The organism is Bdellovibrio bacteriovorus HD100 (assembly GCF_000196175.1).
Taxonomy (GTDB): domain Bacteria; phylum Bdellovibrionota; class Bdellovibrionia; order Bdellovibrionales; family Bdellovibrionaceae; genus Bdellovibrio; species Bdellovibrio bacteriovorus.
On record NC_005363.1, the window covers coordinates 3,635,144 to 3,651,916 of the forward strand.

At 51.3% G+C, this 16,773-nt stretch carries 15 protein-coding genes; 8 read left to right on the forward strand and 7 right to left on the reverse strand.

Annotation, left to right across the window (positions count from 1 at the left end; genetic code table 11):
- From BD_RS17205 to BD_RS17215, 3 genes are read right to left on the reverse strand one after another with little or no spacing between them, the layout of a single operon-like run.
- Complete coding sequence (locus BD_RS17205) at positions 1-1,113, reverse strand: tetratricopeptide repeat protein (protein ID WP_011166066.1); 1,113 nt, start codon at positions 1,111-1,113, stop codon at positions 1-3.
- The gene (locus tag BD_RS17210; protein WP_011166067.1) at positions 1,110-2,183 is read right to left on the reverse strand and encodes an ArsA family ATPase; all 1,074 of its coding nucleotides are present in this window, start codon (positions 2,181-2,183) and stop codon (positions 1,110-1,112) included. The genes BD_RS17205 and BD_RS17210 overlap by 4 nt, the downstream gene beginning before the upstream one ends.
- On the reverse strand, positions 2,180-3,100 hold the full coding sequence (locus tag BD_RS17215) for an ArsA family ATPase (RefSeq protein WP_011166068.1): 921 nt from the start codon (positions 3,098-3,100) through the stop codon (positions 2,180-2,182). Before BD_RS17215 ends, BD_RS17210 begins: the two co-directional genes overlap by 4 nt.
- A gap of 77 nt (positions 3,101-3,177) precedes the next feature.
- Here BD_RS17215 and tig point away from each other — a divergent pair, with 77 nt between their 5' ends.
- Both tig and BD_RS17225 read left to right on the forward strand, forming a co-directional pair.
- Positions 3,178-4,491, forward strand: coding sequence for a trigger factor (tig, locus tag BD_RS17220; RefSeq protein WP_011166069.1), 1,314 nt, complete (start codon positions 3,178-3,180; stop codon positions 4,489-4,491).
- 130 nt (positions 4,492-4,621) lie between these two features.
- The gene (locus BD_RS17225; protein ID WP_041583660.1) at positions 4,622-6,484 is read left to right on the forward strand and encodes a tetratricopeptide repeat-containing diguanylate cyclase; all 1,863 of its coding nucleotides are present in this window, start codon (positions 4,622-4,624) and stop codon (positions 6,482-6,484) included.
- Between the two features lie 136 nt (positions 6,485-6,620).
- Here the strand turns inward: BD_RS17225 and BD_RS17230 are convergent, their stop codons facing one another.
- Entirely contained in the window at positions 6,621-6,923 is a 303-nt protein-coding gene (locus BD_RS17230) for a hypothetical protein (protein ID WP_041583661.1), read from the reverse strand.
- Between the two features lie 176 nt (positions 6,924-7,099).
- Here BD_RS17230 and BD_RS17235 point away from each other — a divergent pair, with 176 nt between their 5' ends.
- Positions 7,100-8,467, forward strand: a complete 1,368-nt coding sequence (locus tag BD_RS17235; protein ID WP_050792937.1) for an energy transducer TonB — start codon at positions 7,100-7,102, stop codon at positions 8,465-8,467.
- Positions 8,468-8,604: 137 nt separating this feature from the next.
- Here the strand turns inward: BD_RS17235 and BD_RS18450 are convergent, their stop codons facing one another.
- Both BD_RS18450 and BD_RS17240 read right to left on the reverse strand, forming a co-directional pair.
- Entirely contained in the window at positions 8,605-8,733 is a 129-nt protein-coding gene (locus tag BD_RS18450; RefSeq protein ID WP_011166074.1) for a hypothetical protein, read from the reverse strand.
- A gap of 36 nt (positions 8,734-8,769) precedes the next feature.
- The gene (locus BD_RS17240) at positions 8,770-9,534 is read right to left on the reverse strand and encodes a PorV/PorQ family protein (protein WP_231839221.1); all 765 of its coding nucleotides are present in this window, start codon (positions 9,532-9,534) and stop codon (positions 8,770-8,772) included.
- Positions 9,535-9,619: 85 nt separating this feature from the next.
- Between BD_RS17240 and BD_RS17245 the strand changes: the two genes are divergently transcribed.
- On the forward strand, positions 9,620-10,702 hold the full coding sequence (locus BD_RS17245) for a M23 family metallopeptidase (RefSeq protein ID WP_157866057.1): 1,083 nt from the start codon (positions 9,620-9,622) through the stop codon (positions 10,700-10,702).
- Here BD_RS17245 and BD_RS17250 read toward each other — a convergent pair.
- Positions 10,699-11,952, reverse strand: coding sequence for a hypothetical protein (locus tag BD_RS17250; RefSeq protein ID WP_041583662.1), 1,254 nt, complete (start codon positions 11,950-11,952; stop codon positions 10,699-10,701). The genes BD_RS17245 and BD_RS17250 overlap by 4 nt on opposite strands.
- Positions 11,953-12,083: 131 nt before the next feature.
- Here BD_RS17250 and galU point away from each other — a divergent pair, with 131 nt between their 5' ends.
- The 4 genes from galU (at position 12,084) to BD_RS17270 (ending at position 16,759) form a co-directional block, all read left to right on the forward strand.
- Positions 12,084-12,968, forward strand: a complete 885-nt coding sequence (galU, locus tag BD_RS17255) for a UTP--glucose-1-phosphate uridylyltransferase GalU (RefSeq protein WP_011166078.1) — start codon at positions 12,084-12,086, stop codon at positions 12,966-12,968.
- Positions 12,969-12,978: 10 nt separating this feature from the next.
- Positions 12,979-13,836 carry a hypothetical protein gene (locus BD_RS17260; RefSeq protein ID WP_011166079.1) on the forward strand — a complete coding sequence of 286 codons (858 nt, stop codon included), beginning with the start codon at positions 12,979-12,981 and terminating at the stop codon, positions 13,834-13,836.
- Positions 13,833-15,878: a replication restart helicase PriA gene (priA, locus tag BD_RS17265; RefSeq protein ID WP_011166080.1), complete on the forward strand. Its 2,046-nt coding sequence runs from the start codon at positions 13,833-13,835 to the stop codon at positions 15,876-15,878. Before BD_RS17260 ends, priA begins: the two co-directional genes overlap by 4 nt.
- Before the next feature lie 71 nt (positions 15,879-15,949).
- Positions 15,950-16,759, forward strand: coding sequence for a CFI-box-CTERM domain-containing protein (locus BD_RS17270; RefSeq protein WP_144313881.1), 810 nt, complete (start codon positions 15,950-15,952; stop codon positions 16,757-16,759).
- Positions 16,760-16,773: the final 14 nt, after the last annotated feature.

Here is a 16,773-nt window from a genome sequence, read left to right on the forward strand (position 1 = left end):
TTACAGATTAGGATCTTCCGAGGGAACCACTTTGGGAGGAAGAGGTATAGTGGCTTTCTCTTCATCAGGCAAGAGCGAGTCGGCTTTGACTCGACCGGACCTGCGCAGGCTGTTCAGTCGCTGGGATTCCTCGGTCAGCCCCATGACTTCGTCGTTCGTATATACAATATTCTCGGTTTTCTTTCTCACGTCAGCCAGGAAGGCGAAGAATTCTGTTTCGTGAGAATTCATTTTCTGCCCGCCAAGGGGTTTGTATAATTCGGCCTGATCCATCAAACCCAAAAGTTCGGCACCCAAAGCAGACTGCAAACGGCGCTGTTCACGCTGGGAATCCACCACGGTGAACAGATCCCGATAAGTTTCCTGCAAGCGGGTTTTTGCACGCGTGGACCAGTTGGCGTCATTCAGCCGCACGGCTCTGAAAAGGTAAATCTGCACCAGCTTCTGCCCGCGCACGAAGGCCTGAAAGTTCTGCACGCCCAGTTGATTGGTCGAAACTCCACCCATTTGCACATAGGTTTTTGCCAGCCACTCTTTGGGAAGTTCCGGCCCTTTTTCAGCTTGAACCTTTTCAATTCCGCGTTCTGCTTCATTCAAATAAGCGACAGCTTCGTCTTCGCGATCCTGACGGCCATAGACGATGGCCAAGCGTGCGGGAATCTCGGCTGCTGCGGTTTCAAGGGGCAAATACTGACCCAGCTTTTTTGCATCCAATAAAGATGAAACTGTGCGCAGGTCATCACCTTGCGCCTCGTAGGCAAATGACATGCGATACAGGGCCTGGGCGGCAATCTGGGGTTGATAGTTGCGGGTCTTGACAGCGACATCACGGTAAAGCTCCAAGGCCTCTTGCCAGCGCTCAAGGCCGGCCAAAGACTGTGCCTCCCCCAGACGGGCTGCCTGCACGAAAGTGGACTGCGGGTGCAGACCCTGGAATTCTTTATAAAGAATCAAAGACTGCTCGAAGCTTCCACTGTTTAAAACTTTTTCTGCATTGGAGATCTGAGAAATCTCGGTGGCGCGCACCGCTTGATTTTCATCTGGCTGACTTCTTTGCCCCAGCAATGAACAACCTGAAAGCAAAACCAGGGCGGCCGACAGAATCAGTCTCATGCTTTCTTTTCTCCTTCGACAATCAGGGCGCTGAGTTCTTCAAGTCCTCCCAAATCGGAAATATCTTTCACCAGATCGGGGATGCGGAAGACCCGGGCCTGACTCTTCATGCCCGACTCAAACTGCTGATACAGTTGATCCCTCTGATTGTAGTAGGACCTCATCTGAGAATACAACTTCACAAGGTCTTCATGGCCTTTTCCAAGGTCCTGAGCCGAACGGAGGTCCAGCCAGTACGGGAAGACACGGTTTAAAACCACCGTGCCCAGATGATAACCGCCTTTTTTAATCTCACGGGAGAAGTATTCAGCCTCTTTCAGTTTGGCCTGATCAAAAGCCGTCACCAGACAAAATTGTGTCGTCGGTGACACCAGCATACGATGCACATCAATGGTGCGGGCCTGCAGCTTCCCCTGCCACTGCTCGATGTTGACAAAGAAATCACCCAGTTCCCGAATAAAATTCGAGCCGGTCAGGGATTCCAGAATTTTTAACACCTGACGGGTTCCGGTCTGCAACAAGTGACCGAAGAAGCCGCCTTTTTTTCCCTCAGGATCACGGAACCACTTCGCCACGCCCTCATTGAAAAGGGCGGAAAGCTTTTGCGGGGCATTCAGGAAATCAATCGCATGCTTCGTCGGCGGAGTGTCCAGAACGATCAGATCAAACTGGCCGGATTCGTAACAGGAATAGAGTTTTTCCAGCGCCGTGAATTCCTGCGAGCCACTGAGGTTTGTGGAAAGCTGCTTGTACAGACTGTTGTTGAAGATCTTCTGGGCTGACTCCGTTTTCTTCGCCGCACGGGCCACAAAATCATCAAAGGTTTTTTTGTGATCAATCACAGAAGCATAAAGTTCACCCTTGAAATTCTGTCCTGGCACTTTTGTGATGTCCTTGGTGCCTTCAATTCCCAGAGTTTGTGCCAGGCGTTTCGCCGGATCGATGGTCAGCACCAACACGCGTTTGCCTTCCTTGGCCGCCAGCACGGCCAACGAAGCCGCAATCGTGGTTTTACCCACGCCGCCACTTCCGACACAGACCAGAACTTTGGTGTCCTTAAACAGGCTCATTTCAACACCTCCGTCGTTTTTTCCACCAGAGCCCAGGCACTGGATTCGAAATACAAAGGCACGCGGATGACCTGCGGGCTCAGCTCCTGGGCCTGCGCCCACATCTGATTCTGTCGCCGGATGTGGCCGTCCAGATACTCGGCAAATTTCGACAGATCCGAATTTTCAGCCTGCACTTCCTGCAAAGTTTTTTCCGACACCGGGGCCTCAATCATCTTGTTCATGATAAGCTCGGCGGTGACACCGAATTCATTTTTCAGTCGCGCGACCAGCTCAGAGGCTTCTTTCAGCGGAAGTTCTTCCGGCAAAGTGACCACATGGTATTTACAGATTTCAGGATTACGAATGTGGGCGTCGATGCTGCGGCTTTGTTCACCCATTGGCCCGAACTGCACAGCCTCGGCCATGCCCTTTGGGGCTTCAAGCAAAGCAATGAAGTGACCCGTGGCGAAGGCATCCACCACGATGCAATCAAACGGCAGAGGTGGGCCGTGCTTGCGGGGACCACTGGTGACCTTTCCCAGGATCGCAAGTTCCGGCAGTGCCGGGGCCACGTTGATAAAGGCTTTCATCACTGCATTTTCAAAGAAGAGCTTCGCCAGGCTCTCCACTTTGATGAAATGGCGGGCGTATTCCTGCAAACAGGCCTCGCCGGTCCAAAGAGCAACAGAAAGCAGAGGCCTGATTGTAACTGGTTGGAACCCAACTTGGGGTAAACCAAAGAAATCCTTAAAGAAACTCTGATCTCCAAGCTCTACAAGGAGGGTGTTTTTACCCTCTTGGCTCTTTTTAAGCGCTAGGGCCGCGGCTAAAACCGACTTTCCCACGCCCCCTTTTCCGGTCACAAAGTGAATCTCTTGCTTCATAGGTTCTAAGAGTGTGGCTGACCTCTGATTTATAGGCATTACGCATAGCATTACGGTTGCCTAAAGTCGGCCCGTCTTTTAGTATCCACCAGTTTATAACGCGTTGGCGTAATCTAGGAGAAATAGACATGAAATCGAATGTAGAAAAGGTCTCTAACCTTTCCAGAAAATTGAACATCGAAGTTCCTGCAGCGGCTGTTCAAACGGCTTTCCAAAAAATCTTCAATGGCATCCAAAAAGAAGTGACCATCAAAGGCTTCCGTAAAGGGAAAGCTCCTTTGGCGACAGTAAAAAGCCTTTACGGTGACCGTGTAAAACAAGACGTGGTTCAGGATCTGATCCAGAAGCACTACGCTGAAGCACTGAACGAGCACAAACTTGAGCCGATCAGCTATCCAGAATTCGAATTCGCTGATCCAACAGAGAACAAAGACTTCTCTTTCTCTGCAGCATTCGATGTTCGTCCAGAGATCACTCTGAAAAAATACGAAGGCCTGGAAGTTGAAAAAGAAAAAGCTGAATTCGACCCTAAGAAGATCGACCAGGTTCTTGAAAACATCCGCGCTTCCCGCGCAACTTTCGAAGTTGTTGCTGAAGACCGCGCTGTAAAAATGGGCGATATCGCTGTTATCAACTTTGAAGGCTTCATGGGCGGCGCGCCTCTTGAAAACGGTTCCGGCACAGATCACCACCTTGAACTGGGCGCGAAACAATTCATCGAAGGTTTCGAAGACGGTATCGTAGGAATGAAAAAAGGCGAGACTAAAACTCTTTCTTTGAAATTCCCGGATCCATACCACTCTGCAGAGCTTGCTGGTAAACCAGTAGAGTTCAAAGTGACTCTGAACCAGATCAAAGCCAAAGTTTTGCCTGAATTGACAAACGAATTCCTGGCGACTCTGGGCGGTCCTTCTGATCTTGAGACTTTGAAAAAATCCATCCAGGAAGACCTTGAGCAAACTGAAACCAAACGCATCGAAGACGCTTTCAAAAACCGTCTTTTGAAAACTTTGGTTAAAGAAAACCCGGTTGAAGTTCCTCCATCTTTGATGAAAGAACAAAAAGCGTCTTTGGTTGAAGACTTCAAAAAACGCATGTCTGAACAAGGCATGGGTCCAGATGACTTCGCGTCTTACGTTGAAAAATGGGATGGCGACTTCGAAAAGACGGCTGCTGAAATGATTCAGTCTTCTTTCCTGGTTGATGCTATTGCCAAAAAACATGACTTGTTCTGCAAAAAAGAAGACCTGGATGCGAAATTTGCTGAGTACGCTCAACAAACTGGCATCGAAGAATCCCGCATCAAGGAATTCTACGGTCGTCCAGAGCAGGCTTCCCGCCTGACTTACATGCTGACTGAAGAGAAAGTGATCGCTTTCCTGAACAAGTCCGTGAAAGTAAAAGAAGTTCCAGCGGGTTCTTTGAAAGAAGAAAACCACTAGTCTTCTGAATTTCCGTTCCGAAGTTTTAATCTTCCAAAGCCCGTCAGGCTGATGCTTGACGGGCTTTTTTTATGCCCGAAGGTGGCAAACACTTTAGTCCAGCCCGGCTTTGTCCGATGAATCTGGAAGTATGCACGTACTGGCAGCTGGCTGTATCATTCTGGGACTGCTCTTCAGTTCCTCCGTTTTTGCAACTTCGACGACATCTTTGATCGACGAAGCCAAATCCCTTGCGGGGACTGATCCTCGCAAAGCCCTGCATTTGCTTTCACTGATTGAAAACTCGGCTGCGAAAAACGAACCCCTGCTGCTGGCCGAAAAGGATCTGCTGAAATGCGAGATCCTGGTCGACAATGACGATCCCAAAGAAGCATTAAAATCCACCAGCCCTTATCTGGGTCACGCTTCTTTGCCACCTGATGTGCTGATGAATCTGGAGCTTTGTCATTTTTCGGCGCTGGAGGCCTCGGGCCAGGCGACCAAGGCGATGGAAGGCCTGACCTATCTGCTGGAAAAAAGCCGCCAGCTGCACCTGCCCGCCCAACAAGGCAAGGCACACCTGAACATGGGTCAGCTGCTGTCTTATCAGAATCAGTTTTCGGAAAGCCTGAAGCATCTGTTGCAGGCCAAAGAGATCTTCAAAAAGCTGCAGGACTCAAACGAAGAGCGTATCACTTTGAACTCGATCGCCGTGCTTTACGGGCGCATGGGGGAACACGAGCGCGCTCTGGAATACTTTGGCGAAGTTCTGCAGAAAAACCGCGACCTGAAGAAAACCCGCAACGTCGCCGTCGTTCTTTACAACATGGGCCGCCGCTATGAAGACCTGAACCAGTTTGAAAAATCACGCGAGCATTTCGCAGAATCCCTGAAGATTCACCGCGAACTTGGCAACACCAAGTCCATCGCCGTTGTCGAGCGCGCTCTGGGAGGCCTTTACAACAGCATGAACCAGCCGCTGAAGGCGCTGGAGCATCTGAAGACTGCCGTGACCACTTTGGAAGGCATGAACCTGCCTAAATCTCTGGGGCAGTTGTATTTTGAGCTGGGTCGAACCTACGCTAAGCTGGGCGACAACAAGCAGGCTTTGTTGAATTTAAAAAAAGCCCATGGCCTGAACAGCAATCCAAACTCAGTGCAGTTGGCGGCGGATATTTTCTCGGAAGAAAGCCGCATCTATCAAGGCTCGGGTCAGTGGAAGCAGGCCTATACGGCCTTAGAAGGTTTTAAGAAGTATTCAGACCAGATGCACCTGATTCGCGCCGATGAACAATTGCGCCAGTTGAATTTCAAGTTTGATCTGAGCAAAAAAGAAGAGGCCAACAGGATTTTGAAGGCCCAAAACCAGTCCCAGGAAAGACAGCTGAAGGATGCTCATCGCATCCAACGTCTGCAACTGATGTCTCTTAGTCTGGTGGTGCTGCTGCTCAGTGTGACGGCGATCTTCACAATCCGTCAGGTGCGCACCGCCCGTCGCATGCGCGAACTGGCGATGACGGACGAGCTGACCCGCATCCCGAATCGTCGTCATGTGCTGGAATACGCCCAGCAAAGCATTAGCACCTGCCAGCGTCAGGGCAAGTCGATGTCCGTGGTTATCTTTGATATTGATCACTTTAAACGCATCAACGACACCTTTGGACATGCTGTGGGTGATGAGGTGATCAAACGTGTTGCGGAGATTGGCAAAATGGCCTTGCGCAAAGGCGATATGATTGGTCGAATTGGCGGAGAAGAATTCCTGCTGATCCTGCCCTTCACTGAACCACTGCCAGCAAAGGAAGTGGCTGAACGCCTCCGCCGCGAGATCTCGCTTTATGACTTCACCGATTTAGCTCCGAACTTAACTGTGACCGTCAGTGCGGGCGTATCCTGCTACACCGCCACCGACAAACAAGGCCACATCGACAGCCTGATTCAGCAGGCCGATGAAGCTCTGTATTCCGTCAAGCAGAACGGCCGCAATGGCGTAAGCTTGCGGTTGGTGTCGTAAACACACTAGTCCTACTCATCTTCAGACACCGCTCTCCATCTACGATATCCGTGCCACCCCGAAAGAGATTGCCGCAGTTGATTTGTACTTTGACTATTTAAGGGCCTGCAGCCTGACCATTCCGGCCTATTAACATCTATTCGCAGCGATTCACACGGATCAGTCGTTCAACGCCCTCATCGCTGACAAAAACCAGAATGCGATTGGCATTAGTAACTTGAATTTCCAAATAACGCAGACTGGAGTCTTCAGCAACTTCTTTTCCAAACAACTGCGCGGCCTTATCAGCATCTCCAATGAAGCACACTGAGTCTGAAACAAATAGATCATAAGCAGTGGGGCAAGCGTGTTTTTCTCCGTCCCAATGGCATTGAATCTCAGCCGCCATTGCAGAACTTGAAGCAAACACCATCGCAGCAATAATCAAAGCGCTTTTCATAAAATCCCTTTCCCGGAAGTCGTTTGCAGGTCCTTTACCACAACCTCCTAAAAGCTGACAAAGGCCCGGACAGCCCTGAAATAAGTACAGGCCCACCACCCCCGAGCTGCAACCCAGCCCTAGCAGGGGTGGCCCGGGAATTGATAGTGCACTCTTGGATAGCTACAGGAGTGCCTATGGGTTTTAACCTCGATAACGACAAGTCAAAGTCTGAAAATCAGATGAGTCTTTTTGACTATCAGCTGCCGAACGCTGACTTTGCCCCAGCAAAGAAGTCTGGTGCCGATAACACGGCCCTGGATTTTGATGCCTTCCTACTGGCGCACCGTGAACCCGAACAAAGCAAAACCTCTCGATTCCTGACGATCTCTGCGACTATTCACGCGGCGGCAATCCTGATTGTAGCAATGATCACCGTGCCCTTGGTGGAACAGGTTAAGACCGAAACCATCACGATCGAGATCGAAGACGTGCCCCAGCGCCTGATCACTCCGCGCGGAGCGAAAGTGCCACCAACTCAAGGAGGCACACCGGTGGCGGCGGATACTCCTGTCGTGGAAAAACTGGAAGACGCTGGCAGCCCGGGTGATGTGGTTGTCGCCAAACCCAAAGCGGAAGCCAAAGCCAAAAATGTAGACAAAGCTCCGAAAGCTTTGCCTGTGAAAGCCACCAAGTCTGCTGCAAAACCTTCCGTGGCAGCCGCCAAGGGCGGTCGCAGCGTGGCCCCGAAAACAGCTTTCAAAGCTGTTCCTATGACGATTGATGATATTGAAGCTCCGGAACTGGATGAAGGCCAACTGGCAAAACACGCCGTCGCTTCGAGCATGAACGAGGACTTCAACGAAGACTTTGAAAACGTGGACCGCGCCCAAGGTGCGGCTTTGGAAAACGAAAAGAAGTCGATGGAGGCTCTGGCGGCCGCATTGGCTTCTGAACAAGACGAAACCCTGGCTGCTTTGGATGAAGAAAACAAAGCTGAAGCTGACCAGCTGGCAGCCCAGCAAGCAGACCTGCGCCAAAGAAACTCCAAGGCGATTGCTTCTGCACTGGCCAATGAACGTGCTGCCGCGATGGCGGCGGCCGCTCGTGAAGCGGCCGAGCGTGAAGCTCGCAGCAAAAAAGCCGGCCTTGGTGGCGAAGGCAATGGCCGAGGCATGGGTAAAGGTGCCGGCGCCGGAAACAGTGGTTCTCCAGGTCAGGGCACACAATTGGCTGGAACTCCCACCGGCGTTCGCAGCCTGGATCAGCTTCGTCAAATGCCAGGCAACCCGCGCCCGCAGTATTCTCGCGAAGAACGTCGTCGCGGTGATCAAGGGGCTGTCGCCTTTTACGCCTACATCACTAAAGAGGGTTACCCTCAACAGTTTAAAATGATGAAGTCGACTGGCTTCCGTAATCTGGATGCGAAAACCCTGGCCGCGCTGAAAAAATGGCGCTTCTATCCAGGTCAGGAAGGCTGGGTGGAGCTGCCATTCCGCTGGGACCTTAAAGGCGGGGCCGTGGAAGATGGCGGGATGTTGCGACGCAGCGTGGGCCGAAGATAAGAACAGACCAAAAAACAAAAGGGCTCCACACGGGGCCCTTTTTTCGTTTCAGCCCCTTTTCGGAGCGTTTTAGGCATAAAAAAAGCCCTTGGACGTCTCCAGGGGCTTTGAGCTAAGTGCTTTAATTCAAAAGACAATTAGTCTTTGAAAAGAGTCTTTGCAGACTTTGTAGTGCCCTTAGTGCGGTTTGCAGCTTTACGCTTTTTGCCGCTAGTCGCTTTTTTTCTTTCGCGAATATATTCAGTCTTTTTTGTTTTTGAAGCCATTTTATCCCCTAGGTTTTTAACGGAATGAGTTAGTTATCAAAACGGAATCCCCAAGTCAACTGAATGCCTGTAGTCCCCAGACTCCTTGGGATTTCCTTCATAGGCATAGTTCAAAGCGAATCTAGGGCCATTAAAGCCCAATCCAGCCGTCAGAAGCTCCCTATTGTCGTTGGTGTCGTTATAGTACCCCAGGCGGCTGACCAAAAATTTATTCACATAGGTTTCCAGCCCCCCCATGACTTCGGATTCGGTGGTGGCATCCACACGAACTCGAACCATTCGGTTGTGGATAAAATTGAATCCCGCCCCAGCCGAGGTTTTGCGACGAAGGTCTTCCGGGGCGTCTGTGTTCTCTCCGAACAGATTGTAACCGACCAGTGCCAACCCGATGTGCGGACGAGGTGTGTAGATAAATCCGATATCCGCATTGGTCTGCCGATACGAGGTGGTCGGCAGCTTTTGCTCACGATAGTGACCGGTGATACCCATCGCCCACTTTTCTGTCGCGAACTCTGCCAGCGTCAAAGTCATATCACTTTCTTCAAGCTTCCCCAAAGAAAGCTCCGACGTCTTTTTCACAAACGCAAAAGCCGCCGGCATCGCACTGTCCTTTGTGTTATCGCTCAAACTGACGGCGAACTGATTTTCTGCGAATGAAGAAAAGAAATGACGGCCTTTTAAGTGCACCATAGTACCCGGATTCATGAAGGACACATCGCCAGGCTCCACCGTCGCACGTCCAGTTCGGCCCGTGGCTGCGGAAGCAGAGGAATTATAAACTTGGGCATGAGCCGCGTTCACGCTAAGATAAAAGCAGAAAAAGACAGAAAGTTTTTTTAACAAGCTCAAAGGATGGGGCATCATGAATCTTCACCTCGTAACACTAGTGAGTGCATTTCTTCTGGCATTCACATCCTATCAATCGGCCCAGGCCGGAGCCAGCACATTTACCGCAAAACCAGTTCGCCTTGGCGACAATCTGATTTCAATTCTGCGCCAGCATGGCTTTTCTCAGAGTGAACGTGAAACAGTTGTAGGCTCAAACAGCAAGCTTCGCAACCTCTTCCTCACTCTCGACACACGCTATCTGGTTCGCCAATTGAAGGGTGAAACTGAGCTTCGCATGTTTGACTCACAAACCTCGGACGCCTTCCGCATCATCAAAAAAGCCGGCAAGGTGCAGGCGTTTGCTTATGATCCGCAATACAAAATCAGCCACACCCGCGTGGAAGGCAAAGTGTATGGATCCCTGCTGGGTAGCATTCTGGCTAAAATCAACAGCAACTGGGTGGCGACTCGTTTTATGGATGCCTATGCCTTTGATATCGCTCCCCGCGCGGTCAGCCGTGGCGCTGATTTCTGGCTGGTGGTGGAAAGAAAGTTCGAACAAGGTCAGTTCGTAAAATACGGAGAGGTTCTGCAGACTTCACTGGATATCAGCGGCAGACCAGTTCAGAAGAAGTTTGTCCGTAACAACAAAGGCGGAGGTGTGTTCTTTGCCGCCGGCGACCTGCTTGAAAACAAACCGTTCTATGCGCCCGTGGACTATCTGAAAATCGCCAGCCGTTTTAAACCCAACCGCGTTCACCCGATCACCAAACGCCTGCAACCGCACCTGGGGATCGACTTTGAGCTTCCGGTGGGTGAGCCGGTTTATGCTCCCCGCAAGGGCACGGTGGTTCGCTATGGGCGCAATCACGCGGCTGGAAATTACATCATCCTGCTGCACTCCAATGGGATGGAGACTGCTTACAATCACCTTCATCGCATTGATAAAAGAATCCGCCAGGGCTTGAGAGTTTCTGCCGGGGAAAGAATCGGTGAAGTGGGTTGCACAGGTTACTGCACCCGACCGCATCTGCATTTCGCGGTAAAGAAAAAGGGCCGAATGGTCGACCCTATCAAGTACATCAAATCTTATCCATCACACATGGAAGCGATGCTGGAAGCGCGCGTAGCTGCAAACTAGTCACGCGTGCAAACGGTCACCCAATGCATACAACGGCTGTTGGGAACCGTGGTTGAATAGCTTCCGTTTTCGCGGAAGCATTCTTTCGTCAGGTCATATTCGGTCACCGGAGCACCGTTAATGGATTCTTCCTTGTAACAGGAAACCCCGCCCTTCGGAACCACACACTTCAAGGCCACATTCACGTCCCACTGATCCGCACGCAGATGACGGCGCATCACTGCCAATTCAGAACGGTAAGTGGCGTTGCCCGAGATGTCGCTGTAAGACTGTGCCGGACAAAGCGAAGAGGCATCCTGGGTTCTGATCACCGCATAACGACGACCACAGTTCCAGCTCTTCACAGAGCCATTTGCTGACTGGAGGTCATACTCGGAAATACTGGAAAGAATATTATTCGGATTGTTCACCGCCGCGCCACTCACTGGAGCTGGCGTAAACACCAAGGAATACCCTTTACCATACGCCGTCTTCACAGGCGTTGTGGCTGCCGGAGAACGAACCTCATACAGCTCGCCATTGTTTGGCATGAAGGTCAGACTCAAAATAGCCGCCGTCATGAAAGTGCTGCGGTATTCATTTGCCAGTGATTCACTGGAATTGAAGTTCATCTGAGCTTCCATCACACGGGACTCAGGCGAAAACGGGAAATAGTTCGCCGTCGTGTTTTTCTGAGCGAAAGAATCCATCACCAGGGAGTCCGTCAAAGGCGCCACCAGAGGGATCACGTCCGTCCACAAAGTCAGTTTGTTCGTGGCCGTGTAAACATCCGTCAGACTGTTCTTCACACGAATGGCCATCGTCGCCACGGCACCGTTGTTGGCCGGAGAGTCAGCAAGATATTCCTTGTACTGATTTTCAGTCAGCTCGGTTGCTGGATAGACGGGATTGAAGTTCGTGTCGGCATAATCAAAGAATTCATTCGTCAGTTTGATACCACCGGTACTGTAGGCACCGGCCTTGATAGAGAAGAAAGCGGGATTGTTGCGCAGATGAGTGTCCGCGCAAGAGTTGTAGGTGATCGTGTCAAACCCTGCATCGAAGGCAAATGGAATGGCGGACACCTTGGCTCCGGTTGTGGAACCGTATTTCGCCGAAAGTTCAGCATCTGTCAGGCCGGCATCCAGAGTGCTGTCCAGGTCAGAATCAAATCCGGCCTTTCCGCAGTTCTGGAACGACACAATCAGCACGAAGGAGGCAAAGATGCCGCCCACTGCACGCCAGGTCGCCTTTTTAAAACGCACTTTCATGGAATACTCCCCTGTACCTAGACTAACATATCTCTTTTCGGCATATTGGCGAAAAACAGCAGTCTTTTTCATATTGAGACAGGCCTCGTTAAGGCTTGTCTTAGAATGAAACGTTTGAGATTTTATAGGCTATGCCAAGAGTTAAAAAAGCCATTATCCCCGCTGCCGGCCTCGGAACCCGTTTCCTGCCTGCCACCAAGACTGTCCCGAAAGAAATGCTGACCATCGTGGACGCTCCAATCATTCTGTATGTGGTGGAAGAAGCCGTGAAAGCCGGGATCGAGGACATCATCCTGATCGCCGGACGTGGCAAACATGCCATCGAGGACTTCTTTGACACTTCTTACGAGTTAGAAGACAAACTGGCCAAAGACGGCAAAGAAAAACTGCTGGAGCGTGTGACCCGCATCCGTGATTCCGCGAACATCATCAGCATCCGCCAAAAACAAGCCATGGGCTTGGGCCACGCTGTGCTGTGCGGGCTTCCGATTGTGGGTAAAGAGCCGTTTGCGGTTCTTCTGGGGGATGAAATCACCATGGGCTTCCACGGGGAACCGAACGTGACTTCCCAGCTGGTCAGCTCTTTTGAGGAAACCGGGACTTCCACCATTTCGGTGATGAAGGTCGAAGACAAAGACGTCTCCAAGTACGGCATTGCCGAAATCGAGGAAAAATCCACGGGCTTCTTCAAAGTGACTTCTTTGGTGGAAAAACCCAAAGCCAGTGAAACCAACAGCCGCTGGGCTCTTCCGGGTCGTTATGTTTTTGACAATGCGATCATGGATATTCTGCAAAATGCAAAACCAACCCTGAATGGTGAAATCCAACTGACTGACAGCATGAAGGTGCTTTGTGCCCAGCACGGTCTGAACGCCATGACATTCACCGCTCAACGTTTTGATGCCGGCGACAAGCTGGGTTACCTGCAGGCCAATATCGAGCTGGCCCTGCAAAGTCCGGAGCTGAATCAGGAATTGAAGTCCTACATCCTCAGCCTGGCCGAAAAACTGAAGTAAGGAGTTCCCGATGAAGAAAATAATTTTCTCCGCCGCCCTTTCCACTTTGCTGCTGCCCGCTTTGGCGACGGCGTACATTCTTCCGACTCGCACGATCCTGCAGAAAACCAGCGAGAACGCTGGCTCTGGCATCTACGCCATTGAACAGGAAGTGCAGTTTTCCAATGGCGAAGAAACAACCCTGGTAAAAGAAACCTGGCTGGTCGACAGCGACCGCACCCTGCGCCTCACGGTGACTGGCGGCAAGGACCTGCAAAGCTCTTTCCGTCTGCAGTTTGTCTATAACGGCGGACAAAAATGGAGCATGACCGGCGGCAACCGCAAAAGCGAAAAGCTGCCGGAAGAGTTTTTGGAAAAATTCCTGAACATGCGCAATCCAGAGATCTTCGCCAACACCCTGGCGCATTTCAAAATTGTTCCTGCAGGTGCTTTTAATAAAAAACCACTTCCAAAAAACGCCGCTGATATCAAACACGACCCGGAAAGCTGGGTGCGATTTTCCCGCACCGGTGGGGTCGTAAACTACGCTTTGGGTGTGGCAACTCCGGTGGATCAGGAGGCAGGCTCTGCCGGCATCTGGATCCAGCAGGATGAATTCGTGGTGCGCAAGCTGCGCCTGCCAAGTCAGGTCGAGATGAGCGCGAACAACTATAACAACTTCGCCCGAAACCTTTCTTATCCGCGCTCCCGCACCATTCGCTGGGGCAACAACACTGTGACCATCCGTCTGATCAGCGCTTCAGCTCGCCCACAAACAGCCGTGGCCCTGTTCCAACCTTCTTCTTTGGATACGAACCTGAAATGGGATGGCATCAACTCTTTGGCAACGAAAGACGTTATCACGGAGTTCTACACGAGGTTTAGATGAGTTCGACGCAACTTTGGAAAGTTGCGGCCGACGCTCCTCTTCCTGAGGCATTAACTTACAGTTCAGACCTGCCCCTGCAAAGAGGCCAGCTGGTCACTGTGCCCTTGGGCCGCGGTGGACGAAAAGTCCATGGTCTGATTCTGGGGCCGACCCAGGAAGTTCCCGACTTTGAAGTCAAGGCTGTGGATAGCATTGTGGAAGAATACGCCCCCCTGCCAGAGCCCTATGTGAAATGGCTGGAATGGCTGGCGCAGTATTATCTGCATCCCGTGGGTCAGGTTGTGCAATCGGCTTTTCCGCCACTGCGAAAAACAGAAAAGCAGCGCGCTTCCAAAAGGCCGCCGGTCATTCCACAACTGGAAGCAGACTCGGCTCTAAACCTAACAGACGAACAGCAAACGTGCTTTGAAAGCATTGCGAAGTTTTCCAGCTTTTCGACCCACTTGCTGTTTGGCGTGACGGGCTCTGGTAAAACTGAAGTGTACCTGCGTCTTTTGGACAAGGTTCTTTCCGAAGGCAAACGCGGCATCGTGCTGGTGCCCGAAATTTCCCTGACACCCCAGTTGATTCAGCGTTTTGCGCGTCGATTCGGCGACAAGATCGCGGCTTTGCATTCGCAACTGACAGATCGCGAACGCACCAACCAATGGTGGGACATTGTCGAGGGACGAAAATCCATTCTGATTGGCGCTCGTTCCGCCTTGTTCTGTCCGATCGACAATCTGGGTCTGATCATCGTCGACGAAGAGCACGAGCCCAGCTTCAAGCAGGATGAAAAATTAAAATACAACGGCCGCGATGCCGCCGTCATGCTGGGTAAACAGATGAACTGCCCAGTGGTGCTGGGATCCGCAACACCAAGCCTTGAAACCTGGAAAAATGCGGTCGAAGGAAAGTATCACCTGCACCGCCTAACCCGCCGCGTGGCCAATCGTGCTTTGCCGGATATTGAAGTCATTGATTTAAGAAAATTGAAATCCGATGACGAGGAAAAACAAAAGGCCATCACCAAGTACTCACATTTGCCTTTTTGGCTAAGCCCTGACCTGTACGAACGCATGCATCAGGTGTTGGACCGTGGGGATCAGGCGGCACTATTCCTGAATCGTCGTGGGATCGCCCAGATGGTGGTGTGTCCCGCCTGTGGTCACACCCGTGAATGTCCGAACTGTGATATTTCACTGACCCTGCATGCGCACTCGCATCTGATTTGTCATTACTGCGACTATCACGAAAATTTCAAAACCAAATGTCCGGACTGCAAAGAGGGACAACTGGAAGCCATCGGTCTTGGCACCGAACTTTTGGAAACGGATTTGACCCGCCTGTTCCCGGGCAAAAAGATCGCCCGCGCAGACCGCGATGAAATTCAGAGCCGGGCCGATCTGGAAGACCTGATCGCCAATATGGAATCCGGGGATATCGACATTCTGGTCGGCACCCAGATGATCGCCAAAGGTTTGGATTTCCCGAAGCTGAAACTGGTGGGATTGGTGCTGGCGGATGTGGGCTTCAATCTGCCTGATTTCCGCGCCACCGAAAGAAGTTTCCAACTGATCACACAGATGAGCGGCCGCAGCGGCCGGCACGTCAAAGACGGCGAAAGCCCGGGGCTTGTGATCATTCAAACCTTCAACACGGAACATGACAGCATCACGTTTGCAAAGAACCATGACTTTGAAGGCTTTGCCACGCATGAACTGGAAATCCGCTCCGCACTGAATTACCCACCCATGGGCCGTCTGGTCAGCTTCCGCATTCAAGGAACTAAACTGGGACAGGTTGAGGAAACCGCGAGACTATTGGCCAGAAGAGCGCAGGCGTTGAAAACTCAATTCCCGCAATATGGCTCGATTGAAGTCTTGGGCCCGGCCGAGGCTCCGCTGTCGAAACTGCGAGGCCAATTCCGATATCATCTTCTAATTAAAACTACGCAGCCTGCAGCTGCCAATCCCTTTTCAAGACAGCTCTTGGGCGACCAGGATTGGGTTCCTTCAGGGGTTAAAATATTAATCGATATTGATCCAATGAGTTTGCTTTAGTCGCAGGCCTTACCTAAAATAAAAGGTTAAGGACCAATGAAATGATTCAATGCCCGCGATGTGGAATACAAGTGACCGAATTGCACCCGGTGGATCCGGAGCTTATCAGTAAGCTTCAGGCCGCTGGTGAAGGCAATTTGCCTCCACAGGTTTGTGCAGGATGCATTTCGGATCTGAAGCGCACGGTCGCCACCAGCAGTGGTGGCGTGTTGATGCAACAAGAACGCGCGCGCGAGCAGCACCGTCTGCAACTTTGGAAAAGCCGCGTGATGCTGATCAAAAAAGCGCGCATGTGCATGAGTCAGAAGCTTTATTCTGAAGCCGCCATTTCCTACGAAAAATATCTGAAGATTCTGGACATCGTCTTTGACATCAAAAAAGGTGAAAAGCTGAAACCCGAAGCTTTCAAAGAAAGTGCACGCACCACCGAGCTGACCGTCGTGGCTTCGGTGTACTGGGATCTGCTGCGCATCTACGACACCCATGAAAAGTATCAGGATCGCATGATGAATGCTGCCAAACAGCTTTCCATGTTCATTCAGTTCACACCGATTTATCCGGACATCATCCGCAAGGCTGAATCCTTCCAGAAAACCGCGAAGAACCCGCAAATCGTAAAACAGTTCCTGAAGATGTCCGACAAAGAACGCCCTCGCTGCTTTATCGCAACTTCGGCCTTTGAAAACCCGGCCGCCTTTGAGGTGATGCAGCTTCGCGCCTTCCGCGACACTCAACTGCGAACACACATCTGGGGCAGAAAGTTTATCGCTGTTTACTACAGGTACTCCCCTCACATTGCATGCTTACTCGATAAGCACTCCTGGCTGAAACCCTCAGTCAGAGCCGCTCTCCGCGTTTTGATTAAATGCGTTAGCAGATAATTCGTCCGTTTGAG

Bases quoted from the DNA above. Each gene is read 5' to 3' on its own strand.
- BD_RS17205 (WP_011166066.1), bottom strand. From the start codon at position 1,113: ATGAGACTGATTCTGTCGGCCGCCCTGGTTTTGCTTTCAGGTTGTTCA.
- BD_RS17210 (WP_011166067.1), bottom strand. From the start codon at position 2,183: ATGAGCCTGTTTAAGGACACCAAAGTTCTGGTCTGTGTCGGAAGTGGC.
- BD_RS17215 (WP_011166068.1), bottom strand. From the start codon at position 3,100: ATGCTATGCGTAATGCCTATAAATCAGAGGTCAGCCACACTCTTAGAA.
- tig (WP_011166069.1), top strand. From the start codon at position 3,178: ATGAAATCGAATGTAGAAAAGGTCTCTAACCTTTCCAGAAAATTGAAC.
- BD_RS17225 (WP_041583660.1), top strand. From the start codon at position 4,622: ATGCACGTACTGGCAGCTGGCTGTATCATTCTGGGACTGCTCTTCAGT.
- BD_RS17230 (WP_041583661.1), bottom strand. From the start codon at position 6,923: ATGAAAAGCGCTTTGATTATTGCTGCGATGGTGTTTGCTTCAAGTTCT.
- BD_RS17235 (WP_050792937.1), top strand. From the start codon at position 7,100: ATGGGTTTTAACCTCGATAACGACAAGTCAAAGTCTGAAAATCAGATG.
- BD_RS18450 (WP_011166074.1), bottom strand. From the start codon at position 8,733: ATGGCTTCAAAAACAAAAAAGACTGAATATATTCGCGAAAGAAAAAAA.
- BD_RS17250 (WP_041583662.1), bottom strand. From the start codon at position 11,952: ATGAAAGTGCGTTTTAAAAAGGCGACCTGGCGTGCAGTGGGCGGCATC.
- galU (WP_011166078.1), top strand. From the start codon at position 12,084: ATGCCAAGAGTTAAAAAAGCCATTATCCCCGCTGCCGGCCTCGGAACC.
- BD_RS17260 (WP_011166079.1), top strand. From the start codon at position 12,979: ATGAAGAAAATAATTTTCTCCGCCGCCCTTTCCACTTTGCTGCTGCCC.
- priA (WP_011166080.1), top strand. From the start codon at position 13,833: ATGAGTTCGACGCAACTTTGGAAAGTTGCGGCCGACGCTCCTCTTCCT.